General features: G+C 39.7%; 26 protein-coding genes. 15 read left to right on the plus strand and 11 right to left on the minus strand.

Annotated features, from left to right (window positions below; translation table 11 throughout):
• Positions 1 to 248: 248 nt before the first annotated feature.
• The gene (locus J4526_08460; protein ID WFO75090.1) at positions 249 to 2,378 is read right to left on the minus strand and encodes a beta-propeller domain-containing protein; all 2,130 of its coding nucleotides are present in this window, start codon (positions 2,376 to 2,378) and stop codon (positions 249 to 251) included.
• Positions 2,379 to 2,481: 103 nt separating this feature from the next.
• On the opposite strand from J4526_08460, the gene J4526_08465 reads away from it, so the two are divergent.
• The 3 genes from J4526_08465 (at position 2,482) to J4526_08475 (ending at position 4,812) form a co-directional block, all read left to right on the plus strand.
• Positions 2,482 to 3,153 (plus strand): ATP-binding protein, encoded by a 672-nt coding sequence (locus J4526_08465; protein ID WFO75091.1) that lies wholly within the window; start codon positions 2,482 to 2,484, stop codon positions 3,151 to 3,153.
• A gap of 114 nt (positions 3,154 to 3,267) precedes the next feature.
• Entirely contained in the window at positions 3,268 to 4,017 is a 750-nt protein-coding gene (locus J4526_08470; GenBank protein WFO75092.1) for a hypothetical protein, read from the plus strand.
• Between the two features lie 144 nt (positions 4,018 to 4,161).
• On the plus strand, positions 4,162 to 4,812 hold the full coding sequence (locus tag J4526_08475) for an RNA 2'-phosphotransferase (GenBank protein WFO75093.1): 651 nt from the start codon (positions 4,162 to 4,164) through the stop codon (positions 4,810 to 4,812).
• A gap of 257 nt (positions 4,813 to 5,069) precedes the next feature.
• Here the strand turns inward: J4526_08475 and J4526_08480 are convergent, their stop codons facing one another.
• Positions 5,070 to 5,747, minus strand: coding sequence for a restriction endonuclease (locus tag J4526_08480; GenBank protein WFO75094.1), 678 nt, complete (start codon positions 5,745 to 5,747; stop codon positions 5,070 to 5,072).
• A gap of 433 nt (positions 5,748 to 6,180) precedes the next feature.
• Between J4526_08480 and J4526_08485 the strand changes: the two genes are divergently transcribed.
• Both J4526_08485 and J4526_08490 read left to right on the plus strand, forming a co-directional pair.
• Entirely contained in the window at positions 6,181 to 6,732 is a 552-nt protein-coding gene (locus J4526_08485; protein ID WFO75095.1) for a hypothetical protein, read from the plus strand.
• Positions 6,733 to 6,787: 55 nt separating this feature from the next.
• Positions 6,788 to 7,273, plus strand: coding sequence for a DUF488 family protein (locus tag J4526_08490; protein WFO75096.1), 486 nt, complete (start codon positions 6,788 to 6,790; stop codon positions 7,271 to 7,273).
• Here the strand turns inward: J4526_08490 and J4526_08495 are convergent.
• Genes J4526_08495 through J4526_08505 form a run of 3 tightly spaced genes read right to left on the minus strand, consistent with a single transcriptional unit; the run spans position 7,256 to position 9,552 of the window.
• Positions 7,256 to 8,767, minus strand: coding sequence for a B12-binding domain-containing radical SAM protein (locus J4526_08495; GenBank protein ID WFO75097.1), 1,512 nt, complete (start codon positions 8,765 to 8,767; stop codon positions 7,256 to 7,258). The two genes, J4526_08490 and J4526_08495, sit on opposite strands and share 18 nt — an antisense overlap.
• 19 nt (positions 8,768 to 8,786) lie before the next feature.
• Entirely contained in the window at positions 8,787 to 9,155 is a 369-nt protein-coding gene (locus tag J4526_08500; GenBank protein ID WFO75098.1) for a hypothetical protein, read from the minus strand.
• Entirely contained in the window at positions 9,136 to 9,552 is a 417-nt protein-coding gene (locus J4526_08505) for a helix-turn-helix domain-containing protein (GenBank protein ID WFO75099.1), read from the minus strand. The genes J4526_08500 and J4526_08505 overlap by 20 nt, the downstream gene beginning before the upstream one ends.
• Positions 9,553 to 9,729: 177 nt before the next feature.
• Here J4526_08505 and J4526_08510 point away from each other — a divergent pair, with 177 nt between their 5' ends.
• From J4526_08510 to J4526_08535, 6 genes are all read left to right on the plus strand, one after another.
• Entirely contained in the window at positions 9,730 to 10,197 is a 468-nt protein-coding gene (locus J4526_08510) for a deoxyuridine 5'-triphosphate nucleotidohydrolase (protein WFO75100.1), read from the plus strand.
• A gap of 62 nt (positions 10,198 to 10,259) precedes the next feature.
• Positions 10,260 to 11,303: a hypothetical protein gene (locus J4526_08515; GenBank protein ID WFO75101.1), complete on the plus strand. Its 1,044-nt coding sequence runs from the start codon at positions 10,260 to 10,262 to the stop codon at positions 11,301 to 11,303.
• 427 nt (positions 11,304 to 11,730) lie between these two features.
• A complete protein-coding gene (locus J4526_08520; protein WFO75102.1) occupies positions 11,731 to 12,822 on the plus strand; it encodes a saccharopine dehydrogenase NADP-binding domain-containing protein in 1,092 nt (363 codons plus the stop codon).
• A 128-nt stretch (positions 12,823 to 12,950) separates the two neighbouring features.
• Positions 12,951 to 13,898, plus strand: coding sequence for a class I SAM-dependent methyltransferase (locus J4526_08525; GenBank protein WFO75103.1), 948 nt, complete (start codon positions 12,951 to 12,953; stop codon positions 13,896 to 13,898).
• Between the two features lie 165 nt (positions 13,899 to 14,063).
• Entirely contained in the window at positions 14,064 to 14,513 is a 450-nt protein-coding gene (locus J4526_08530; protein WFO75104.1) for a hypothetical protein, read from the plus strand.
• Between the two features lie 269 nt (positions 14,514 to 14,782).
• Positions 14,783 to 15,952: a radical SAM protein gene (locus J4526_08535; GenBank protein WFO75105.1), complete on the plus strand. Its 1,170-nt coding sequence runs from the start codon at positions 14,783 to 14,785 to the stop codon at positions 15,950 to 15,952.
• A gap of 117 nt (positions 15,953 to 16,069) precedes the next feature.
• Here the strand turns inward: J4526_08535 and J4526_08540 are convergent, their stop codons facing one another.
• From J4526_08540 to J4526_08550, 3 genes are all read right to left on the minus strand, one after another.
• A complete protein-coding gene (locus J4526_08540) occupies positions 16,070 to 17,284 on the minus strand; it encodes a hypothetical protein (GenBank protein ID WFO75106.1) in 1,215 nt (404 codons plus the stop codon).
• A 407-nt stretch (positions 17,285 to 17,691) separates the two neighbouring features.
• The gene (locus tag J4526_08545; protein ID WFO75107.1) at positions 17,692 to 17,952 is read right to left on the minus strand and encodes a hypothetical protein; all 261 of its coding nucleotides are present in this window, start codon (positions 17,950 to 17,952) and stop codon (positions 17,692 to 17,694) included.
• 146 nt (positions 17,953 to 18,098) lie between these two features.
• Positions 18,099 to 18,545, minus strand: a complete 447-nt coding sequence (locus tag J4526_08550; GenBank protein ID WFO75108.1) for a metal-dependent transcriptional regulator — start codon at positions 18,543 to 18,545, stop codon at positions 18,099 to 18,101.
• Between the two features lie 184 nt (positions 18,546 to 18,729).
• Between J4526_08550 and J4526_08555 the strand changes: the two genes are divergently transcribed.
• Entirely contained in the window at positions 18,730 to 19,170 is a 441-nt protein-coding gene (locus J4526_08555) for a hypothetical protein (GenBank protein ID WFO75109.1), read from the plus strand.
• Positions 19,171 to 19,246: 76 nt separating this feature from the next.
• On the opposite strand, the gene J4526_08560 is transcribed toward J4526_08555, so the two are convergent.
• Positions 19,247 to 20,044 (minus strand): hypothetical protein, encoded by a 798-nt coding sequence (locus J4526_08560; GenBank protein ID WFO75110.1) that lies wholly within the window; start codon positions 20,042 to 20,044, stop codon positions 19,247 to 19,249.
• The gene (locus J4526_08565; GenBank protein ID WFO75111.1) at positions 20,041 to 20,757 is read right to left on the minus strand and encodes a phosphoglycolate phosphatase; all 717 of its coding nucleotides are present in this window, start codon (positions 20,755 to 20,757) and stop codon (positions 20,041 to 20,043) included. The genes J4526_08560 and J4526_08565 overlap by 4 nt, the downstream gene beginning before the upstream one ends.
• Before the next feature lie 157 nt (positions 20,758 to 20,914).
• Here J4526_08565 and J4526_08570 point away from each other — a divergent pair, with 157 nt between their 5' ends.
• From J4526_08570 to J4526_08580, 3 genes are all read left to right on the plus strand, one after another.
• Positions 20,915 to 21,916, plus strand: a complete 1,002-nt coding sequence (locus tag J4526_08570) for a hypothetical protein (GenBank protein ID WFO75112.1) — start codon at positions 20,915 to 20,917, stop codon at positions 21,914 to 21,916.
• 144 nt (positions 21,917 to 22,060) lie between these two features.
• Positions 22,061 to 23,086: a hypothetical protein gene (locus J4526_08575; protein WFO75113.1), complete on the plus strand. Its 1,026-nt coding sequence runs from the start codon at positions 22,061 to 22,063 to the stop codon at positions 23,084 to 23,086.
• 171 nt (positions 23,087 to 23,257) lie between these two features.
• Complete coding sequence (locus J4526_08580; GenBank protein ID WFO75114.1) at positions 23,258 to 24,244, plus strand: hypothetical protein; 987 nt, start codon at positions 23,258 to 23,260, stop codon at positions 24,242 to 24,244.
• Between the two features lie 48 nt (positions 24,245 to 24,292).
• Here the strand turns inward: J4526_08580 and J4526_08585 are convergent, their stop codons facing one another.
• The gene (locus J4526_08585) at positions 24,293 to 25,621 is read right to left on the minus strand and encodes a hypothetical protein (protein ID WFO75115.1); all 1,329 of its coding nucleotides are present in this window, start codon (positions 25,619 to 25,621) and stop codon (positions 24,293 to 24,295) included.
• Positions 25,622 to 25,628 lie beyond the last annotated feature (7 nt).

The raw sequence follows: 25,628 nt of genomic DNA on the forward strand, positions 1-25,628 counted from the left end.
TATAAGCCATTCTATGTTTTCATTTTAAAAATGCAGGAATATTTAACACATATCCGTTTCTTAATGCCCATCCTTGGAGTTTTTCACATAGTTCCTGATATAACATCGTTTTGCATATTAATGATGCTGTATTGTGTTTCTCAAATCTTTTATATTTGTCAGCAGTGGTTTCATGGCTTCTAAAGAGAGATGCAATTGAGTACGAGACTAGAATTAATCAAAAATAGGTTGCGAATAACGTTTTTGCTTTACGGCAATGCTATTTCAGCCAGTATCTTCAGTGTTTCGTAGTCTATGAATAATATTTTGCTGTAGCTTACAACCACTATGTACTTATCTACGTACAGCGATCTAACTAGATCCCAGTCACCGTGTGCTATAAAGCATTTCTCCTGGAGTTTGCTCTTGTTCAGCTCTATGACTAGTATTCCCTCTGCATATAATAGCTTACTGGTCTGGTGTTGCTGACCAACAATTCTTGTCGCATTAATTAGGTTTATCGTAGCTGGGAACATAATGTAGTTCATGTAGGGGTTGTAGACAAATATCCTATAGTCGTATAGTACAGGAGACCAAGCGTGTTCGTAGACGAGTTTTGAGACCTCGGTTATATTCATGGGATCACTTATGTTATAGAGGCTTACCTTTAGACCTAGAATACGCCCTTCCTCATCTGCTTCATATCCTATACCTAGCAGTAAGCTATCGTTTATTGGGTGCAAATACTCACTGAAACCGAGAGTCTTTAGGAAACCAAGTACCTTAGGATCCTCGGGGTTGCTAAGGTCTATTGCGTACAAGGGGTCTATTCTCCTGTAAGTCACTAGGAAACAAAGGTCGCCTATGAATCTCGTTGAATATATTCTTTCCCCGGGTTCAAGCCCTTCTATGGAACCTTTAATCTCTAGGTTGTCGTCAAGAACATAGATGTTATTAATAGTAGTAGTGGTCACGATGTGTGGGTAAAGTAATTTTAGTGATGCTCCTGAACCGCTGGACTTATAACCATAGTGAAGTGTTATCTCGTCTACCTTGATCTTTTTAATTGTACTCGATGTTGTGGCTACTCTAAAGTATCCATTGTATTCATCCATAGAGAACTGGTCTCGCACACTACCGGGTATTGTTGCTTGTGCTACAAAGTCTACTTGTGTATTGTTTAGCCTAAACTTGTATATTGTAGAGCCACTAATACTCTTATTCACATAGATTTCATTGATTTCCTCCTCGATGGTCTTGAGTATTTCTTGTCTCTCGCTAGGATCCAGTTTACTATACTCTTCGATAATGATCAGAGGGTCTACTGGTGGTAGCAATCCCAATTTATCTGCCATAATATCTTGCAGCATATCCATTATTTCGCGTTTTATTTCATTATGGAAACTCCTGTAGGCTATAAGATACACGTTGTTAAGAGAAACATAGACCCAGCTACTACTCGGCATAAGGATAGCTTTTACATCAGCATCAAGGGTCTCTAGGTTTACAGCAAGTATAATTGTATAACTATTATAGTAGTCTTTGTACGGTGATTGCAGCATGTATATTTTTGTTGGCGGCAAGTATTTCCCATCGTATACTGGTATAGCATACGCTAGCTCGTCTTCACTATAGTATCCAATATATTTTCTTGTTATCAAGTAGACAGTACTGTTGAGAAGACGAGCAGTAAAGTAGTATCCATCAACCTCCTTTACCAATAGTTGTCTAGGATTACTCTTATCGGAAATATTGAATACCAATAGCATCGTTGTTGGTGTCTCAATATAACTAGAAGACCTTACATCAATTATAATGCTTGGAGCAGAAATGTAGATTTGATACACTGTAACTATTACTACTAGTTTATCATTATCTACAAACAAGCCCACTACATGATACCCGCTTTTTATACGATCACCCAAGAACTCCGCTATATTAATACTTGACACTATTTTCGTCTCATTTACCGGGTACGATTTTATAATATACACGATGTTCTTCTTGGCGAAGTATATATAGTAGCCATCTGTTTTAACGATCTCAGGTTCATCAACACCCTGTACCTGAACATTTGTTTGGGAATAAACCGGGGACTTGACTCCAGCACTTCTTGAACTTAGTGCTTCCGCTGGAGTAGCCGCTTGAAGTACTCCGTAGACCATAGTGTTCTCATGAGTCCGCCATAATTGAGAGAAAATACTAGCGTACCTAGTGTTTTCAAGTAGAAATCTTGTAAGCTCGCTATAGGAACTAAAACTCTTGAGAACACAACCAGTATCCTTCTTACTTCCCTCCTCCGAGCCTACCTCTAGTTGGCCAAGCAATATAATAAACACCGATACAACAACCAGCGTTACTAATACTACTGACAAAATAACTCTACTAAACACAGCCATTCTTCCACCATGATAGCACTTTGTTTACCATACTATAAAAGACAACTCAATAGTACACCAACTATACACCAATGTTCAAGACACTTGTACACATGGAGAACAAATGAAAAACATTATATATCACTTCTTCAACTACTCCCAAGGGAAATACGAAAACGCCATGGCTGACGGTGTTAGACAATTGCTCCTTGTACTCATAGCAGGAGGCCCTTGTACCGGGAAGACTACACTGGTCAAGGGACTCTCTGAGGAACTCCAGAAGAGAGGATATAGTGTTTATGTCATAGTGGATTGGGCTAGGGAGATTATTAGAGAAGAGAAAAAGAAGGGAGATAAAGGCATACTTCCGTGGACCAACAGGGTTTTGTTCGAGGAAAAAGTTGTTGAGAAACACTTAGAGGAATACGTGAAATTAACTAAAGGCCTTGTGAAAGCTGATATTGTTCTCGAAGACGGAGGCGGGTTCGTGGCAAAAGCATATTGCAGTGTAGACAACGTACCTGTTCCAGAGATATACAATGATCTTTTAAAGTATAAAGATCTTGTAGACCTGGTGTTGCTCACAACAGAAGCACCATTCTATACTACCGACGCTGAAAGATGGGAAGACAAAGTCTATGCGAAGAGAATACATGATGCAATAATAAAACTGCATAAGGAACTGTTTCGAAATAAGACTGTCGAGATACCCTACATGGATGACGTTGGAAAACGTGTAGATAGAGCACTAAAAATAGTTATTGAACACTATACTAGAAAGAATAAACAACGCTAATTTTTATCTAAGTATGTGTTTTCATAAAAGAATCCATTATCTAAGCCCGTTAAGTTTATTAGTGATAATAATACAGATTCACATAACACATCCAAAAAATTGTTGGTGCATTCATTGGATTTAATAAAAACAATGAGAATCCTATGGTTGCTTCTACTCTTTCTAATGACCTTAATTTATGTAATATATGGTCTCTGGCTCTTAGTAATGGCTACTCTGATAGGAGTTATTATATGGTTTTTAGTAAACAAGATTATTCTATCCGAGAAAGTATTTGGGAAAATATTTAAGGCAACACAAATGTTCTTTAAAGGAGAACACTTCTTATTAGCAACCAAGGTCTCCCGGGAAATGTCATTGAAGGAATTATTGTTTACCGAAGGTATCAATAGATCGTTTTTACCTATACTATTCATGTTTGGGCTAATAAATTACACACTTAGGTATCTTGATATTCAAGGGTTTGAAGAAGTTCTGGAAAGTCCTGTAATACTTTTACTTGGATTCTCTACCGTCATAACTTCTATTATTCCATTCCTCTGGGTCGTTATAGACAGTAAATGGTTTTTCCAAAACAAGAAAACGGGTAATGTGATGAACGTTGGTGAACAACTTCTAACATATTTAAGAGGTGTTGCCGGAGCCACTGTGGTCCTCAGCTTAATATCAACATCACTCGAGAGAATGGGTGCTTATGAAACTTTTATTTTCCTCTTCCTAAGCCTCACAATGGGAGGGATCCCTATATTCTTTACAACCTTAATATACATCAAGTATTTTCACCAAAAATTTGTAGAAAAACTACGCAGTATGTTGAAAAACGAGCTCTCCGAACTAGAAATCATTCTGCAGCCACAAAACTAACACAAGTCATTACGTAGGCATAAACAATTGTAACCATATTTCTTCGTGAATCAATGAGTTAGTAGTTATTTGAAGTAAAATAAATAAGTCCCATAAGTATTGTTCCATAATACTGGACTTAATGAAAGGAGAAGGCTACAGAAATTGACAAAGAACATCTACAAGTGTAGGGTTTGCGGTAAATACATTGAGGAACCATTCCATTGTGGTAAACAAGCCATCTTACTTCTTGATGCTAGACATAGAGTTAGATTAAGTAAGCTGTTATCGGGTCTGCTGAGACACTATCCCTGGGAAGCACGACTCAGGATTGTTGAGGAGGGCTGGGTTTCCATAGACGAGCTTGTTGAGGGTATTCGAAAGTATTGGAGGAACAAAGAGTTATACCAGTGGGTTACACGTGAACACATAATAGCCGTAGCTACTCTTGACCCCAAGGGGCGTTTTGAAATACGCGAAGATAAAATAAGAGCTAGATACGGGCATAGCATAGATGTCTCTATTGAATACCAGTTGGAGTACCCAAGTATGAGACTATATCATGGCACGAGTGTCGATAAATTACCTAGCATACTCAGGGAAGGACTAAAGCCCATGAAGAGAAAGTTTGTTCACATGACAACTAGTTATGAAGATGCTTTCGAGAACGCTAAGAGACACGGTACCCCCGTAGTACTTGTAGTCGATGTTGATTGCTTGAAGAAACATTACATACCAGTGTATAGGGCTTCAAAAACAGTATACCTAGCCCCACACGTCCCCCCAGAGTGTATAAGGAAAAAGGAAAAGTGGTAAGAGTTACCGAAGCAGTCGATAGACATGTTGTAAAGTAATTTTTAATACTACACTATGACTATTGCAGACCCTAACGATCTTCTCACATATTTCCTCAAGAGATGAACCCGCGCCTTTACTAGATAGCTAGATAAACTCTATTACACCGCCACCATGATTTTCTTGAATCCCAGCATACAACAAAGTTTTCTATGATAATAGATTTTAGAACTCACAGATTACTGGTTTTGGCTGTGTATGAATGATTTGTTCCTCTCTTACTTGCTAACACTTGCTTTTATGAGCTCTAATACTTCATTGATTTTCTGTTTTAACAAGAGCAGAGAGGCATAATACCGTATCATGCTATATGATTTCGTCGACCTCGGGATCAATCCTTTGTTTTGAAGAAACCTTATCTTCTTCACTAGGCTGTTAATGTCTGTTGAAAGGGTTTTTGCCGCATCAGCTATTGTTGGGCATGTAGCTATTGCCTCAATGACTCTCTTCTCTTCTGGAGTAAGCTGTTTGTCTACCATAATTGTGTTTATTGACTCCACTATAATGCTCTCGAAAGCCTCCTTGATCAGGAGCTCTAGTTCTTCAGCTTCCACGAGGAAATAGTCGCTCAAGAGAATAACTTTTATTCCAAGCTCTTTGGCTAATGCCTCTGCGGACTCATCAGAATACCCCTTAGCTATAACGAGAGGCTTTAGACCAAGGACGAGTGCATTAACGTAGGCTTGCCTGAGCCCTGTTACATCTATGGTACCAGCCTTGATCTCAACAGCATACCTTACACCATTCTCATCCTCTACAATAGCATCGACTTCACCCACTTCAACACCATCAATTTTAATTTTCTTACGAAGCTCTATAACCCTGTAGCCAAGAGACTCAAGCAACTCCACAGCAATACGTTCACTACTCCTCCACCGCCGCTTCGGAGAAACCAAGGCCAGTAACCACCTTCCAGGTTCACCTTCATATATGGATCACTAGCTAATATCTCCACCTCTATAGCAATACAACAAAACAATATAGGCTGGAACAACCCAGATACTATATAATGGTGTGGATGAAGAGCTGTTGGGTGCCCGAGAACCAGGGATGAGGAATCCCCCAGCTACTCCGACACACCATAACACATTATCAATGGCGGCTGTTTTTGAAGAAAACAATACTAATCTACATCCCATTATCACTAAGGAACAAAAGTTTAAACATTAAAAGATAAGCCGTATAAATAGTGGGTCTAGGCATCTAAATTCTATTGTTCCAATAAGTATTAGTGTGTTATAGTTTTTGTCTTAATAAAAGAAACGCTACAGTCTTATAACCTGCACGTTGTTGTATATTTGGAGGGAAAGAGGGGGTAGACAGGGGGGTTTGGATACGGATAAAGAGCTTGAAAACATACTCGATAAGATTGTAAAAAACCTGATATCACGAAAGAAGGAAGAGAAGACTATGAGCAGCCAAGTAGTTGTCAAGCCTTTAAAGCCTTTAAAGAGAGTTAAGATAGTCGATGTAAAGAGCCCTCATGGTGTATATGTTTATAACAAGAAGGACAAGCTATGGGACCTAGTAATGGTTGATGGAGAAGCCTTTAAGCCCTGGAAAGACGGATACTGGATTATCTACTTCGACAACACTAGATGCCCCGCTTGCCGTATATATGATTTCTCATGGTATGTCTATGTAGAAACCATTGGTAGAACAATGGATGATACGGAGTTCGTTATCATACTATGCGACTGGTTTGCACGTGAATGCAAATCAGAAGCCGCCAAGAAGTCTTTCGAGGAATACGATATCCATGCCTCGCCGACAACCATACTAATGAAGGTTTCTAATGGTAAAATAGAGAAGATGGAGAGAGTACGTGGAGCAAAGAATTTGGGTGAACTAATAGAGATAATAAATAAGTTCAGGAAATGATTTTACTTGGTATACTCCATCCTTAGTTTTGTACATATAAATGGTGGCTTTATCTTTGAAGAAAATATATACGATAGGCTACAATTCGAGAGGGTTTGATTCTTTTTTGAGAATACTTGCATACTATGGTATTAAGATCGTTATCGATGTTAGAAGGTTCCCTAAAAGCAGAATAGAATATTATAGTAGAGATTTTCTCGAAGAAAACCTTCCAAAGCATAGCGTAGAGTATTTCTGGCTCGGTGACAAACTAGGTGGATTCCGTGGAGACTACATAGAGTACATGAAGACTCCTAGTTTTAGAGAAGGCATCAAACATTTGATCGAAATAGTAGAGAATGGTTACTCGAGAAACGTGTTCTCGGTGATAATGTGTAGGGAGATGCTTCCATGGCATTGTCATAGAAGGTTTATCGCTGCTACATTGTATAGTCTTGGCTATAGAATCGTTCACATAATTGATAAGGGAAATACTATTGAACAGAGGTATGGTTTAGAAAAATATGGTCTTGATTTAAAGGATTTATTCCCTAATCATTGATTCTATCATCGGTATTACCTTCTTGACTTTCCACCTGACATACCGCATAAAGAGCTTTAACCCGACTCTAACTGGTAGCAGATAAGGTTCTTTCAGATAGAACTTGTTCATTATATCTTCAGCCCAGTATAGTGTGTGATTCAGCGTCTTTATCAAAACATCTATGTGCTCTGATTTCAGTGAATGTTTCCTAAACCAGTCCTTGTTCTTCAATGCCCCCATTGGGACAAAGAACATCGGGACTATGATACTCCTGTACGGTTTCAGCCTGTCTATGAGCTCTGCTGTCGCTATAACATCTTCAGGTTTTTCTTCAGGTAGTCCAAGGATAATTGTTGCAGCCGGTATTATCTTGTTTTCATGCATTATCATGAACGCATCTTCAACTACATCGGGCCATTTCTCTGGTGGGTAGGGGAGGCTTTTGCCCGGCATTATGATCTTTGCTAGCCTAGGGCTACCAGTCTCGATGCCTACTTCTACTCCTAAGAAATCTTGTTTAATCAGTATTATGTCGTGCATTATTTTTGATACAAGTTTGTACTCGTCTTCAGCGTATTTTATCGCGGCTAGACTTGCATGACTCCAAGCTATGTTTCCTGGCACGGTATCTCTAGTCATTTCATGGAGTTTAATCAATGGTTCAGGCCTTGGTTTTACTCCATCGGCATGGTAGAGTAAGACATCTTCACTATGTAGTATAACATTCTTTACACCATTCTCCAGGTTAACCATTATTTCCTTCCTGATCATATCAAGCGGCATAAACCTTAATGGCCTAAGTGTTACTGAACAGAATTTACATCCTCTTGGACAACCCCTCATAATTTCCACGAGACCATTGACACTAGCACCCTTTATGACTGGTATTTCTTCGAGACTTGGGCTGTCCCGGGGTCCTACATAGATGTAGTCTGGGAGAGGCTCATTGTTCAAAGCTTTCTCTACAACATCAACTATAACTCTCTCAGCTTCACCATCGATAACAGTATCTACACCCCATTTCTTCCAGCTTTCGAGCTCCCATATCCATTGCCATGCCGCTGGGCCTCCAACAATGATCTTCACGCCTTTCTCCTTAGCCTTCCTGACAACAGGACTTTCCATGAACTTCCTGAAGCTAACTCTGTTCACCGGCTCCTTGCCCGAGATCATCCACCACTCACTACTAGGCGGGCATAAAGCGAAGAAATCATGGTGTCCTATCATGAGAACCTTCATAGTATCAAGATGTTTATGTAAGTGATCAGGATCTATTATAGCAGCTTTAAACCCTGCTTCAATAAGTTTAGCCTCAACCTTCCTCATGCCATAAGGTGCTTCAACAGGCTTGCCTTCACTATCAACTTTTACCTTTGGTGCTGCAAGCCACATCCAAACTTTCTCAGGAACCCCTATGGCTGGGCCTGTAGCAAGGAAGCCTAGGAACTCTCTACCGTGATGGTTACTCATCATAGTCCTATCTGTAGACAATACAACTTCATAGCCAGGCATGAGCATCACCCAAAGGAAATTAACTTATTTTCTCAACAGAGAGGCCACGAGTTAGAGCAACATTATAATATTCGATCATATCATGAGAGACAAGAACAAGATGAGGCTTGTCCTTTACTTCATGAGCCAGGGAAGCAAGGTCTTCTACATTGGGTCCACGGTATTTTATGATTAATGTATAAGCGATATTGTTTGAGATAAGGTCTCTTAGCTTCTCAACATAATATGGCTTACCCATAGGAGATATGACGTGTATAATAAATCTCCTATACCCCTTCACAGCAATTTCATACAACTTAGCCAGAGCTGTCGTAGCCACACTATCGCTACCATTATTGTAGACGAGTATTACATGGAAAGCATTCTCTTCAAACAACATGGTTTTCACTACTTCTCACCTCCTTCTTCTCGATAAGAGAATCAAGCTCCTTGATCAACGAATCAATGCCGTGAGAGAGCTCGGAAGGCGTGTAATCTAGAACAGCTCTCAGATTCTCTCTTATCTCCCTGATATGATCCATTATTACCTTCTCTATAGCACCAGGCTTAAGACTTATGAGTAGACTCCTGCGTTTACCACGTTTAAGCTCTACAAGAAACCTCTCCTCAAGAATCCTTAGTGCCGAAGACAAATGGCTTTTAGCATACCCTGTCTTCTCAGCCAACTCACTAAGAGTCAATGGCCTACCCTCAGCTAATAATATCGCTACTATAGCGGCAGCTACCGGCGGGAACCCAAGTAGCATCATTAATCTTCCAATACTATTCGCGATAAACGTCATCAACACATCCCTCCCGCGCGACTGTTCGGTTTGTTCCGAACACTCCATATATTCCTAACTACTAGGTGACCATTACGGATATATAAGCTTGCATCAACACCCAGCCAATAGATCAGTGATAACCCCTAGTTTCTAAGAAGACTACCTGCCAGCAACTTTTCCATAGAGGTGTATAGAGCCGTGATCATCCCACCACAGAAACTAGTGGACCTAGGGTTCAGCAGCGAGAATATTGATTGCAGTGGCCTTAAGTTGACACTTGCCGAAGTATATGTTACTGCTTCGCAGGGAGTACTTGGCACTGATGAAAGGATTTTGCCTGAGTATAGAGCCCTAGAGCCTGATCATGAGGGATACTTCTATCTTGATAAAGGAGCTTATGTCATTAGGTATAACGAATACGTTAAGATCCCTCGTGACACAATAGCATTAGCCATACCTAGGTCAAGCCTACTACGTATGGGTGTAACCCTCTTCACAGCTGTTTGGGACCCCGGCTATGAGGGGCGAGGTTATGGTCTACTTCTTGTAGAAAATCCCCATGGAGTTAAGCTGCAGAAAGGTGTGCAGGTAGCTCAACTAGTCTATATAAGGATGGAAGAAGAATCGTTGAAGCCATATCGTGGAGTATACTATGGTGAGCGATAATTAAACAATAGGGAGTAAACACAGTATAAAAAACAGTCTATAATAGTAGGGTAATAGCCGCTATGTCTTATGAACAACTGATCAAGGGAGCTGTACTAGATAAGGATAGGATCGACCTATACAAGAAGCCTAAGTACAGGTTATTCAAGACTCTATACTCTGATGCATGCAGAATGGATTGTAAGTATTGTCCATTCAGCAGACACTGCAACTACCCTAGAGCTTCATGGAGAGAAGACGAGCTAGTTAGAGTATTCCTAGACGCCTATAAGAGTCGCCGTGTAGACGGTTTATTCTTGTCTAGTAGCTTGTTCAACGATCCGGAGACTGTTGTTGAGAAGGAGCTATCTATTGTAGAAATACTTAGAAAGAGGGGTTATCGTGGATACATTCATCTACGGCTAATGCCTGGTACACCTAAAGACCTCTTGTTCCATGCCGCGGTCCTAGCCGATAGAGCTGGCATCAACATAGAAGCCCCTAGACACGTATTCCACGAGATTGCTCCTAGTAAAGGAGATTGGCTCAACGATATCATAAAAAGGATTGAATGGCTTGTATGGCTGAAAAGGAAGTTCCGGAGAGAGCAAAGACGTGGACCAGGCTACCTCTCATCGGGAATAGATACGCAGATCATGCTTGGTGTTCTGGATGAAACCGATCTCGAGGTAATTGAGACTGTATGGCGTCTTCTTCAAGTAGGCGTCGACCGGATCTACATAAGTGGTTTCCGTCCCTACAAACAAACCCCTCTTGAGAACAAGAATCCTATTAACCATCATAGGTACTTAAGAGTAGTAAAAGCAGTAGAGCTCATGAGAGCCTATGGTTTCACTCTCGACGAAATAAAGACTATAGTTGACGGGAACGGCATGCTCATGCCAGGAGACCCCAAGGTATTATATGCTAAAATGAACAAGCACTTGTACCCTGTAGACGTAAATAATGATCCCTATGAAAGATTGATACGTGTACCAGGAATAGGTCCCCGTACAGCTAGAAAAATAATTGCTCTACGCAAGGACAAGAAACTACAGCCAAATGACTTAATCAAGATAATGGGTTGGCAAAGATACAAACAGGCCAGCAAATACATCACAATGTAATCAATAACCTATATCAGCAAGTAATAGGTTAACGTAGAAAACAAGAGAGTCTGTGTCGTGTTTCTTGAAAATACGCCATAAATTCTATGAAGAGACAGGAAAAAGACCCAGAACATGCCAAGTATGTTTTGCATGAACATGATTATCTTGAAGCGGTTTTCAAACCAAAAGTCTCTTAAAATAAAGACTAGAAAAGATCTTCTCATTCAAAATAGCTGGTCTTTACATGGTTTCTCTATGGAACTTATATGTAATGTATACCGGCAAACCAAGAAAATTGCTTGTAACAAACACTATCTCTATAGCTTGCCAGTCTTCTCCTGCTGTACCAGTTTTATTAATTATACACCTTTAATACTAAGTTTGAGATAACCATGCTTAATATAGTATATAGTGGAAATACCGTGGCTATGGGGTGTTGTAAGTATTGAGTGATATTGTATTCATAGGTCTTGGACGTGTTGGTTCTCTTGCTCTCGAACTCTTTCTGAAAGACCTTAATGGCGACAGGTATAGTATTACTTGTATTGATGCTGTTGATAGAAGTGATTTGGCGGAGAAGCTTGGGGCTAAGTTTGTAAAAGCGAGTTCTCCGAGCGAGATAGCTAGGGTTGCTTCGGAGGCTTCTCTTGCTTGTATAGCGTTACCTTCTATTGTAGCGTTCCGTGTCGCCAAGGAGGTTATTAATCATGGAGTAAACGTTGTTGATGTATCGTTTATTCGCGAAGACCCTTATCTTCTTGACCTTGATGCCGTGAAGAATAATGTTTTCTACGTACCCGATGCAGGGTTTGCTCCCGGGTACAGTAATCTCGTAGCCGGGTTCTTCCAGGATAAACTGGGTGGCGAGCTAGACGAGCTCATCATACATGTTGGCGGCATACCTGTTGAGCCAGTACCCCCAATAGGCTATGTTATCACGTGGAATCCACTGGATTTAATAGAGGAGTATACTAGGCCAGCCCGGATAGTTCTTAACGACACGATACAGTACGTCGACCCCTTGTCGATAATCCACCGTGTAGAGATAGAAGGGCTTGGAGTATTCGAGGGATTCTACAGTGATGGGCTAAGGACTATGCTAAGAAACATAAAGGCCAAGAAAATGGCCGAAATAACGATCAGGCATCCAGGACATTTACAAGCAATGAAGCTACTGAAGACACTGGGCTTCTTCCAGGATAAACCTGTTGAAGTCGATGGAGTCCGTGTTGAGCCTAAGAAACTGACTGCGAAATTATTTGAAGAAAAACTATCGATAAAAACGAAAGACATCGCCATACTGGAGGTTATAGCCAGGAAGAAAGAACAAACACTACGCCACCTATCATACCTTATAGGAGGAAACGGGAAACCACCAGCAACAACACTCTACACAGCACTAGTATACGCGAAAACAATAGATATCGCATTAAGAAACAACATAGAACCAGGTGTGCAACCACTAGAAAAACTCCACAACTATAAAGAAGAATACGAACAATACCTAGGCAAATACATGAAAATAGAGTACAAATAGCATTGCCATATCATGCTTCGTTATTTAGAGAAGATAATTGTATTTAATTTAACAAGACGTTTATTTTATGAACAGCTAAGTAATTAAATATAAAATATAATCAATCAAGATACTTGGGTGTGCCAGGCGTGGAGATTCCTGTTCTTGTTTTTATTGATGTTTTATCCAGTATTGTTATTGAAAGAAAGGATAGTGGTAAGATTATTGTTCCTAGTAAATGTGTACGTGAGGAATTATCTCGTTACCTTAGCGACGATAGATTATCTATAGATCTAGTTGAGAGCCGTGGTTTTGTTGATGCCGATATCGTGTATACTTCAATGGATTATATTAATAATGATGTAGCTACTAGCATTACCACGAGTTTTAACGGCGTCTTGATTATTGACGAGCCTATTCTTGGTGTTTACAAGGATCCTTTTCTCGTGAAAAAGCTTGTTTCCCAAGGGTTTGCTAGGTCATGGATTCCCGTTGGCAAAGGGATAGCGTTACTTGCTAGAAGGGGTTTTGACAACGATTTTCTTAGAGGAACCATAGAGGTTTATCGTGAATCATTTATTAAAGGCCCTAATCCAATCCACTATAATACTGCCTACCTTCTATACATCATGACGAAGTTTGCTTGCAGGTACTATAGTAAGGGGATTGTCGTTGAAGTAGGTACTGGCAGAGGTTTCTCGACACTATGGCTTGCCCATGCCTGTATGGAGACTGGTTGCAGGCTAGTTTCTTATGATGTATCAGCTGAACGTATAGAATCTGCTAGAATGTTTCTCAAAAAGCTTGGCCTCATAGATCATGTGGAGCTTGTCTGTAGTGATGCAAGGAATCCTAGAGATTTTGCTGACGAGGTGAACTTGTTGTTTATTGATGGGAAGAAAGATGAGTACCTCGATTACCTTAAAGCCTTTGAACAATACTTGATTAAAGGAGCAGTGATCTTGGCACACAACACTATATCAAATAGCGACCTAACAGCCAACTACATTAAACATGTTTACAAGAAATACAAGTCCATAACAGTACTAAGCGACCCTGCTGGAGTGACGATAAGCGTAAAAACAACTAAACAATAGCTAGTTTTAAGTGGAAGCAATGTTTAGATCATGCTTATAATTGACTACTATGATTCATAGTACAAAATTTATTTAGCACTCATAACACAATGTATGTTTGGGAACACTATAATCTGCCATGGATACAGCGCAATTAACCACATAGCTATACCAAGGTGAATATCATTGTCTAACACCGCTAGTAGTCTCCAATACGAGCTTCTTGAAGAAGCTAACTTCGTGAAGACATTAAATACTATTTCGAGAATAATAGCGTTCATTATATTCATAATAGAGGTACCATATGCACTCTTCCTCTTTGCAATAACATCACATATGCTTGAGTCATCAACATCGCCACCGCCATTCTTTTTCAAAGGAATACTTTTTGCCATCGTATTGTTTATGCTAGCCTCAGGCATAGTAAACTTCATAATATTTCTAGGCCTCGGCGACGTAAACAACCTCATTAAGAGACAAGAGTATAAGAGAGCCCGCAACGCTACATTGATCTACATGATCCTAGGCTTCGTCTTCTCATGGATCCTAGTAGGTGCATTACTACTAATAGCATACATGAAATACGATACATTGATCAGATTGCATGAATCTATTTCCAAGCAGTCCTCAGTTTAAACATGGGGTCTCTGGCATAACGTTTCAACCCAATACACGTATCAACAGCTATAGTAAACGAGCTATTGCTTGTAACCAGTTGATAAAGTATTGAGGGAGGTTAGGAGAAGAGAAGAAGCTAATGTGATGTTTTACAGCGAATTTATAAATACATTACCGAATCCTTGGGTAGGGGTTCATGAACATAATTATAATTAAGGAGCCTATATCAATGGTATTTATATTGGTTAATGGACATAAGTTCTTGTAGAAGCCATGGTGTAAAGTCTATGGTATTGAAGAATAAGCCACGCAGTCTTATTGAGGTTATCGAGTTTAAGGAGAATGTTAAGAGGGAGCTAGAGAAACTTCTTGATCCCGGTTCTAGGAGGCGTGCTCTCCGTGACTACCATGCTCGTAGGAGGCCTCGCCCTTGCGGTATGACTGTCCATACTGGTGTTGGCTGTGACTATGCTTGTCTTTATTGTTACATCATTGACATGGGGTTTAAGTGGGGCGCCAAGCCTTACCCGTTGTCTGGCCTCGAGCTCGCTTATGCTCTTGCAAACAACCCGTTCTTCATCCCGGGTCCGAGGGGCACTTTTATTGCCATGGGCTCTGTTACTGAGCCGTTCCTGGAGAAAACCAGAGAGAAGGCTTTCGAGTATATTGAGGCTATATCCCGGTTCCTAGGGAACCCTATACAGTTCTCAACGAAAGCATATTTATCGCTTGACGACGCGAAGAGACTCTATAAGCTCGAGCCTGGTATCAGCCCTCTCGTCACAATCGTGACGATAAAGTATAGTAGCAGACTAGAGCCGAAAGCACCCTCGCCCGACGAGCGGTTTGAAAGCATAGAGAACCTGGCACGAGCAGGACTTAAACCTATACTGTTTCTCCGCCCAATAATACCCGGTGTTAATGACAGGGAGTATCCTGAGATCCTTGAGCGCGCCAAGAAAGCTGGCGCTGTGGGTGTTGTCGCTGGCTCGCTTAGGGTAACCGAGAGAATACTCTTCCTCTTCGAGAAAATAGGGATCAATACAAGAGAGATCAAGAGAAGACTCAAGAAGACTCCTCATGGAACAGAACAAGTCGATATAGACACAACCGATATCAAAACCAGGATACTAGAGCATGCCAGAGCAATCGGGCTCAAAACATTCCCAATGGCCTGCATGGCGAACCTCTACACCCACAACCAGTTATGCCACCCAATGATAGCAAGAAACATAGCCACTTTCCAAGAGGGGCTCGAGAAACCACCCGAAGTAGACTACGAAGAAATAACCGAGGCAGCCAAACACCTAGGGCTAAGGGTAGAAGAAATAAAACTAACTCCTAGAGGAGACAAAGCAATAATAAAGATCAGGGGAGACAAAACAAAAACCTTGTTCCTAGGAGAACTCATTAAATCCCACTATAGAATATGCATAAAAATACAAAGCAAGCACTAGCATAACGGTTAGCAACACTATTGGAAACCGGCCGGTTTCCATAAATGACTGTAGATACACAAACTACAATACCCATCGAATATTTTGAAAAAATAATATGGTGTTTATTTAGGGTTATTATCTTCCCGGTAAATACTTCTTAGCTATTAGCATAGATGAAATTGCTGAAAGTAGAATAGCTATTACAATGATTGTGTATAAACTATTATCTACAGCTCCTGCTGTCTCATTGTCTTCTATATCATCCTCCCCAGTAGATGGTAATTGTGCTGTAATTGTCGTACGCGGCTCTATTATTATAAGCCACGCGCCTTGTTTAAATAGATCACCATATTCTTCAATGTTCTGCAACTTGAATACTATCTTATTTATAAACTCTTCTAAACCCGTATTACCATTCGTCATATCTATTACGCAATCACTACGCAAATGTATGAAGTCAATATATAGCTGCATAGAGCCTATGCCATTGAAACAAGGTATCTCATTCTTTAGTACATGGTAGAGTTGAGGAGAAAGAATATCTTTATGCAGATAGTAGTAACTATAAGGACTCCAGGGCTGGTCTAGTATTATTACTGTATTGACTTGTTTAAACGAGTTCTTTATTTGTCTCCCAAGTTCTTCGAGAAGATTTGTCGGTAGCTCTACATTATCTATGTATATTATGATGTTTTCTTTGATACCATTATCGTCTACCACGATCATTTCCTCAACATCGTATTTCCGGACTCCATGGCTGTTCATGAATTTTCTTAGCATATAGTGTATGGAATGTGCTTCACTTTTACTCTTAACAATTCTTAGTAAATATGTCTTGAACGAGCTAACACTATTGCCTAGCTTCTCGGCATCAACTTGCCCTATTAGATGAAAATACCTAGCTACAACTTTATACTTGATAAGCCCGCTAATACTTGTATTGAAGTAGCTAAAAACAATATATGGGTCTTCTCGTTCACTCAATAAATTCATTACAGTACTTAAATTCATCTTATTTTTCTCAGCATAATCAAGATCGATATTGTTGAGGTCAAAACCTGGGGGTATTAGCATTTGATTCTTCTCAAAAACAATACCAGTGATTTCATCTATTTGACTGGAGAACTCATTCGGTGTCGACGAGATATACACGTAGAAGTTACCGTTAACATATGTGAACACCCGGCGATTTACTCTAAATACGATAACATCTCCATAATTATAGACATGATACAGCTCTTTGCCACCTACACTACTATACTCCAATACACCAAAAGCAATATGCATGGTCGTCGATGTTAGTAGAATAACTAATATGAGTGAGACAAATAGATATCCATGTTTTCTCATACAGTTTCACCCAGATCAGGAAGCTAGTACAGGGGTTATACCCAGGGTTTGAATATCTTGATATACACTCATCCAATAGCTATAGAAGACATCAGCACCTATTAAATGACCTATTAATACAACTTCGCCAGACCTTTGTGACATAACAGCTTCACCTGTCCTAAGTAATTACTTTCTCATTAACAAGCTTATTTTTTCTCTACTAAGGTACAAAACACTATTTAATCGAATATTGATTGCCAAGAATATGGTTAAGTAAAGCGTTTACAATAATGAGTTTATGGTGATTGTTCGTATTTGGTCATCGAAGATATTTGGTACAATGTTATGGACACGTATGTACTGGATGGTTTCGAGTCGATTGTATTGAAAATTATTGTTTGCTTGGGTTGTTTAAATCTGGGGGACTAGCTTTGTTTCTGTTGTTTCTTCTTTTCTTCTTCCTCAAGCTTCTTTACTTCGTTGAGTATTTGCTCTACTGTTTTCTTGAAGTCTTCCTCGCTGACAAGGTCATTGACGTGTTTTTCTATTCTGACGAGGTATACTTTGTTTGTGGAGGTATTCTTTACACGAACGAGATCATGGTCTTTAAACCTGTAGATATCAAGTAGCTCGTACTGTGTTTGGGCAAGCATGTTCTTTAGTATGACACTAGGGGTCTTAGGCATATCCCGGGCGCCTCCGCTACTCAATTATTTTCCACTAGGAGTATTCATTAAACAGCTATAGTAGAATATAAACTATTGCCTTAAATAAAACTATACATACACGTTGATACCAGAAAATAAGCTATAGATAAAAGCCTAGAACGGGGTTACTGATGTTCAGTATAATACTGTTTTAATTCCTCTAGGAATTTTTCTTTCTCCTTGAAGTGTTTATCGAAGTATTCTAGGAATAGTTTTAGTCTAATAATAGTGTCTTTGTGGATTCCGTGTTCTATATAGCATGCATCTTTTTCCGCGATCTCCTCAGGGAGCATCAGTATTTCTTTGAGAAACCTTCTTACAACCTTATGGTACTCGTATATCTGTTTGGCCAACTCCATGCCTTTCTCTGTTAATCTGATATACTCTCGTTTCTCGTAGACAACAAGTCCTTCGCGAGAAAGCTTCTCGAGATGCTCTACTACAGTCGAGGGCTTTACGCCGAGGAGTCTCGATAGATCACGTACTCTGGCCACGCCTTTCTCTTTCTCAAGCAAATATATTGCCTCAAGATAATCTTCGAAACGCTTGCCATGCGGGGCTTGTTGGGGCAACTATATGCACCCTATTTTCATATGAAATAACCTACTATGCAATAGTATTTCTCGGCAACAACTACTAGCTCTAAATAGTTTTGTGTAAACCTCATTTATATCTTAGCAGGTTTTACTTGAAGTAAAAGCATATTCTTATTTATTGTAGGATAGCATGTATAGTTATGGTTTGAAGGGATGTTTCATGAAGACTGGCGGTAGGAGAATAGCTTTCCAGAAAGGGTTTATCGATATTGTCGTTAAATCAGGTATACTTACGCTTCAGTCAAGTAATCTCGTAATGGAGCTAAGGCCTCGAGCAATTATTCTACAGGATAAAATCAGGGATTACGAGGAAACAGAGATCGGTAAGACTAAGAGGAAGAAAGTCATATATCTCCACCTTGAAGAAGCCATTGAGCCCTTCAAGGGCAGAGGAGAAGTTGTCAAAGAGGTTTTGATCGAGAACTACGAGATCCGGAGACAGGACCTCGGGTTCGAGGAATACATAACGATCGTAACACCTGGGACACACTTATATGAATACATAATCATTTCGAGCGACACAATAACAGTCTCTCTAAGCGCTAAAAGACAAGCTTATGTAGATAAAGAAGACCATACCACAACCATATACTTCGTGTAAAAAGGTCAGTAAGGCCGGAAGACATCACCATGTTCAGACAATCCAGCGTACATCATCCCTATTCGTAGTCTTGTTTCTACCAGTATATTACTGTGCCAGTTCCAGGGTTCCCCGAGACAATTGCTTTCACTGAGTCCTCTATATTGAACCCCGATACCACTATACTTGGTATCTTGTACTTCTTCGCTATCTCTAATGCTAGGAGAATCTTGGAGGCCATACCACCTGTTACATCTATACCCTTGCTTCCACCCAACCCCTCTTTGATCAAACCAATATTTCTCCTATTGATCTCTTTTATCAATACTGCGTCCTTATAGAGGAAAGGATCTTTATTGTAGACTCCTGGAACCCGTTCAAGGAACACTATTCTATTTGGCTGCAAATTGTTTTCAATAAGCACCTTGAAGATCTTTTCTGTAGAGTACACTGTATAAACATTGTTTTTATCGTGAATACATTCTCCATAGATAACTGGTATAAGGTTGTTATTTAGAGCAGTAACTATGGGTTCTATATTCACATGTAGTTCATCACTGCAACAAATAACCATGCTTGTCTGGGCTTGTACAACAGGAATACCTTCATCGACAAGATAGTCGAGAATAATCTTATTGAGATGCCTTGTAGCTTTCTGGCAATAAACAATAGCTTTCACGCGATCACTAGATTTCTTGAACATCTCTACTACCGGATGCGCAAAAGAGCCTCCTCCATGTCCAAGCAGAATTCTTATTCCACCATGCTCTGCTACTTTCTTTAAGATCTTGGCTAGACTCTCGAGAGCCCTATAGTCTATTGTGAATGGCTTATCCTTGTAAGTTATGAAAGAACCCCCTATTTTAACGAAGACAAGTTGCCGTTTGTTACTCAACCTAGTCTTCCCTCAAGAATCATTTGGGCAAGCTCGATAAAACCTTTTGAGCTAGCTCCTCTGGTAACATATTTTGCGACTTTCTTTAATTCTTCATCAGCGTTGGCAACAGCCACACCGAAACCAACTGCTTCAACCATATCTTTATCCATAACGCTATCGCCTATGGCTACAAAGTCCTCGAGACTGTACCCTAATTTCTCTGCTATAAACGATAACGCTTTCTCCTTAGATACATCAACTGGGGTTAAATGTATGGCGTACCCGCTATACCCGACTTTAATATCTGGATAATGTTTTCTAATATACTCCCTTAACTCATTGATCACTTTATCCGCGTTATTAATACACTCTTTTCTCACATGAAAAGCGTAGTCGTGGAGACGGAAAGCGTTCTGCCAACTAGGGTATATGCACTCGCTAAACAGTTTCTCTATATCCTTGGCTGCATTAGCAGCACTCCTATTGGTCAGCGAATATATTTTACCATCCATGAATACTAGTGAACCAGATTCACCGATACACGGCCCTTTAAGCCCGAAGTATTTCTTTAAACCAACCACAATAGGTAGCGCATTAGCAGATACAAGAACTACGTATACACCTTTCTTCTCAAGGGCTCTCATATACTTTATAACATCAGTATCAACCATAGTAGTTGTTCTATCAATAGTTATAGTGCCATCAATATCCGTTGCAAGAACTTTGACCAAGCTTCTCTCACCAATACTTGTACTTACCTTGGAGAATAATCTATACGAGTAAGTGGATTATTAACTTAAAACATACCTCGTGGGAACTTGGTGGGAATAAATAATAAATATCCCCTTAGTATTCTCCCAATGCCGAGAAAGAAGAGCGGCGGTGGGCATGGCAAAAATTGTCTTCCTTGAGCTCGAGGGCTGGGAGGAACCTATTATAAGAAGAGAACTTAGTGGACATGACCTTGTTCTCTTAAAGGAGAAGCTAGCTCCTGAAATCATTAGTAGAATTAGCGATGCCGAAATACTTAGTATCTTCATTTACTCCCGTATAACCAGAGATGTCTTAGAGCAATTACCTAGACTAAAAGCTATTGTAACAAGATCCACAGGATACGATCACATAGATCTTGATGCTTGTCGTGAGAGAGGAGTAGAAGTCTATAATATACCTGATTATGGCTCGAATACTGTTGCCGAATTCACTTTCCTCCTCATAATGGCGTTGCTTAGGAGACTCAAGGAGATCCAGGAGAGCAAGTGGTTCGATCCGGTCAAACTACGTGGACACGAACTCCAGGGCAAGACAATAGGTGTCGTGGGCACCGGGAGAATAGGAAGCTATGTCGTGAAACTAGCCCACGCATTCGGCATGAAGATTCTCGCATACGATATATACCCAAGGAAAGAACTCGTGGAAAAATATGGTGTAAAGTACGTTGACCTAGAGACTCTACTAAAGAACTCTGACATCATAACGCTTCATCTACCATTAACCAAGGAGACCTACCACTTAATCAATAGGAACAATATACATTTGATAAAAAGAGGAGCGATACTGGTAAACACAGCACGAGGCCCATTAGTTGAGACTGAAGCTCTTGTAGAAGCACTAGACAAAGGCATATTGGCGGGGGCAGCCCTCGATGTTATTGAGGGAGAACGTGTACTCAGAGAAGAAATGGACATCATCTATGGAAGAAAAGAGTATAGTCTTGAAGAATTAAAGAAAGGTCTGGAAGCCCATATCCTAATGAAGTACCCCAACGTAATAATAACACCACACATAGCATACAATACATGGGAAGCCGTCCACAGAATACTCGATAAGACAATTAATACAATAAAACAAGTACTAGAAGGAAAACAGCCTAGCAACAAAGTAGCATAAGAAAAGAATAACGCCTTATCTATAATCTATCAGTTCATACCCCCACATAAAGACAGTACTTTTACATATAATTGTTCAAACCTTTTGACTAAAAACCAGTCTTAACTAAACTAATATTTTAGATAGAGTCGCGGGGAAACAATATTGAATAAAAACACTGTATTTACACTACTACTTTTACTTGGCATGATCATTACATTGACACCATTACCTTCATTTAATGTGGTTAATGCTGAAAGTAGTTATAGCTATGATAGTCATGATAGCGCATACAAGCTTATTCCACCAAGCAACGTGATTTCTCCAAAAGTGGCTAAAGTAAAGGAGTATCTCAACGGCACTACTATTATCAGAGCTGAGTTTCTGCTACATAATGCCCGTATAGGAGTTTACTGGTTCAAACCAACAGTCATTCTCTGCAATGAAAGCACAAAATATATTATTATTGAAGCAATCGTCATTACTTCTAAGCCTTTCCTGACTAGAGCCCTAAACTACTTTTCGAAAAGTTTTCCCGTAGCAGTTCCCGAGCCAGGCATCTATACTGTAATATTCTTTATCAACGGAGAGGAAGTCTTAACAACAACAATGGAGCTACACTATGCCAGTAAAGACGCTGAAGCTATCACGAATTGTGTTTTTCACACAGTCCCCCACTGGACTCCCAAAGGACACCCTAAAGTCGAGGTAAAAATAACTCCCATGGCTTTCGGCCATAAAGTAGAAATAAAAATATGGACTGCCGGTCCAATAGGAGTTCTTGTATTCCCGATTAACAATCCTCCAGAACAAATAATGTTTGAATCCCATGGTATAGAAAATCCCATTGTTGACAAAGATGAAGGAGCTATAGAATTCTACTTCCTGGAGCTACAACGGAGTGTAGTAAGTCTTGCCTTAGTATGTCACACATATACTTACTATGTAGATGAACTCTCCTTGACTAATTGGAAGATAAAAGTCTATATTAATGGAGAACTCGTGCTCCCTACATCATCTAAATCATCGACTCCAAGCGATGAAGGAACAGCAAGACTCTACATTGATTTCAATGTATATCATTTCATACTAGTGGTAACAACTATAGCAATAGTATCTACAGTACTTACAATACTTTTCTCAAAGATAGAACAAGCCGAAAGAATAGCCGGGACAAAAACAATAAAATAAGTAGTCGAAAATAACCTGACAAAAGATGACATGACAACAAGAACTATTTAATAATACAACCATATTTTCTCGACTACATAGTATTACCGTACATACAGTTACTATATTGTTATGCAACTATCTATTCATATACTGTTTTTGACACAAATAGTAGTGGGAGGCGAGTACTCTTTGGAGAAAGTCTCCGTTGGAATAATGACAATGCTGACTATTATGGTTACAAGCCTTATAGCACCTATATGTTCTGGTTTTACATATGGGATACATGCTTTATCTTCAGAGGACTACATTCTTGCACCATTGTATTTGATAACTAGTCCTTGGGTTAGTAAAATAGCTGAGTACCCTAATGGCACTATTGTTGTTAATGCAGGGTTTTACTTGAGGTCCCTACTATATAATGTATATTGGTTTAGACCATCAATTATAGAAGTTAATAATACTAAGTACATCATACTTGAAGTGCTGGTAATTGTGAATAAAAACTCCTTGAACACAACACTACACTCTATTATAATTAAAAAAATTCACATTAGCCTTCCCGAGCAAGGGAAGTACACTATTTTGTTCTTCATAAACTCCAAGAAAGTTCTTGAGAAAAACATAGAGGTAAACGTTTCCAGCCAAACCACAGGCTATATGAAACTAGACTTTATACCACATTGGACACCATATGTGCAAGAAATACCGGGGTACAATAAGGCAGTCATCGCGTGGAAACCCGCTCCTAACAACAGCGTAATTATTGTTAGAGTATGGAGTACCGGACCCGATGGAGTACTTGTTTTCCCTATAAACCAGCCACCAGAAGATGTAGTACATTATGTATGTAATTTAGAGAACCCTGTTATACATAAAGACAACAAGACTATAGACATATACTTTGTTGAACTACACTGGAGTATGCAGACATCAGCATTAGTACTCAGCACCTATGAGCTACACGTAAACGTGACAAACCTTGAGAACTGGATAATAAGAGTACACTTCATAGGGTATACCAGAGAAAACAATACAACAACACCTATAGTGTTCGACCATGGCCCAATACAGTTACCAGGCGAGCCTACTTATGAAGAAAAAATTATCGCATTAACCACAATAATATTCTTCACCGCTTTTATAGTAGCAATTACTGCAAAGAGTATATTTAAATAAACACAAAATAAAAGTTACGATACAATGTAAAACAATATACCACATAGGTTAACTAATGTAATGAATAAATTCTACTAGAAACTTCTTTACACTCAAGATAGCCTCGCTATTTACATTACTTTTAATGTAGGGTTTTTCCCGTCCTAGACTCCAAGCCTCCTCATAGATTTTATTCATTACATCTAGTGTCCGCGTAGATTGATATGGCTTGATCTCTCTTGGAATAAGTACTGTATCCCTAGCATACTTATTGAATACTTCAAGCCAGTCATTAACACTAAGAGCGTCTGGCCACTTGGTCCTCTGTTCTTTATAACCATATGGGACAGTCACGTACACTAACTCGCTTACTTTATTTCCATCGATTATCTTCTCCAACAACTTGTCGGTATAATACAGTGATTTCCGCGTAGTAAACACACTCCATAGAGGCAAGTACTTCTTTTTGACAAATAGTGTTGAAGAACTCTGTTTATAATTCTCTACAACAACTCCCTTGTACTCCCCCATCAGCGCCAAGTAAGCCGAGGTTCCAAGAAACATTGTATGGTAGAAGTTATCAAGTGTTATCACTTCTAGCCTGTAGCCATTCTCTTCAGCAAAATGCTTTACGTCTTCTAGAAGCTGCTCTCTTGAACCCCATTCGCTTTCAGGTAATCTCGTCTTCTCTGCTTCATCAAGAAGATCTGTTCTCCAAGGATACTTTTCTATATTAAATACATCAACATACTTCTTTATCTTATCGGACTCCTCTACGTACTCCCAGTCATCCAGGTCATCTGCTCCACCCACTTGCACGTATATGTTTTCAGTAAACTTGTATTGTATCCAAGGATGCTTCACATCGACATATATTATTGTCCCATTGGATACTAGTTTACCCTTGATGAACTCCTTGTATACTTGGGGTAGTTTCTTAAAGTGAATTCTTATTGTCAGGTTATGTGTAACCCAGTTTCTGTCGTGAATAGGGTCATAGTGGATCAAAATATCGATTTTATTACCAGTCCTCCGCTCAAGCAATAGAGCCAGTTCTAATGCTTCACTAAGATAAGAATCAATATCATCGGGATGGCCTCTCCTATCTCGTTTAACTGGTGTAAGAATATTGCATGGAAGGAGAGGTGCATTGAACAGTATAGCTAACTGGGCAGCACCGCCGCTTGGCGCTCCAATTACTACGTACTCGTATTTACCATGCTTGTATAGATCTGTAACAATTCTCGCTTCATCATCTAGGTCTAGCCTAGTGAACTCCGGGGGAGTGTATTCTGTTTTCACTGGAACAAGCTTAGTGTATGTGTCTAAGAGAGCAGCTGCCGTGTTACATGCAAAAACCGTTGCTGAGCATAAGGGACGTTTACATTCCAATACCATAGTGGTT

It is taken from the genome of Desulfurococcaceae archaeon MEX13E-LK6-19, from assembly GCA_029637525.1.
In the GTDB taxonomy this organism is placed as follows: Archaea; Thermoproteota; Thermoprotei_A; order Sulfolobales; family Desulfurococcaceae; genus MEX13ELK6-19.

Coding starts and splice junctions, on each gene's coding strand:
- J4526_08460 (WFO75090.1), bottom strand. CDS start 2,378: ATGGCTGTGTTTAGTAGAGTTATTTTGTCAGTAGTATTAGTAACGCTG.
- J4526_08465 (WFO75091.1), top strand. CDS start 2,482: ATGAAAAACATTATATATCACTTCTTCAACTACTCCCAAGGGAAATAC.
- J4526_08495 (WFO75097.1), bottom strand. CDS start 8,767: ATGCCTGGCTATGAAGTTGTATTGTCTACAGATAGGACTATGATGAGT.
- J4526_08515 (WFO75101.1), top strand. CDS start 10,260: ATGTCTTATGAACAACTGATCAAGGGAGCTGTACTAGATAAGGATAGG.
- J4526_08535 (WFO75105.1), top strand. CDS start 14,783: ATGGTATTGAAGAATAAGCCACGCAGTCTTATTGAGGTTATCGAGTTT.
- J4526_08540 (WFO75106.1), bottom strand. CDS start 17,284: ATGAGAAAACATGGATATCTATTTGTCTCACTCATATTAGTTATTCTA.
- J4526_08545 (WFO75107.1), bottom strand. CDS start 17,952: ATGCCTAAGACCCCTAGTGTCATACTAAAGAACATGCTTGCCCAAACA.
- J4526_08555 (WFO75109.1), top strand. CDS start 18,730: ATGAAGACTGGCGGTAGGAGAATAGCTTTCCAGAAAGGGTTTATCGAT.
- J4526_08570 (WFO75112.1), top strand. CDS start 20,915: ATGGCAAAAATTGTCTTCCTTGAGCTCGAGGGCTGGGAGGAACCTATT.
- J4526_08585 (WFO75115.1), bottom strand. CDS start 25,621: ATGGTATTGGAATGTAAACGTCCCTTATGCTCAGCAACGGTTTTTGCA.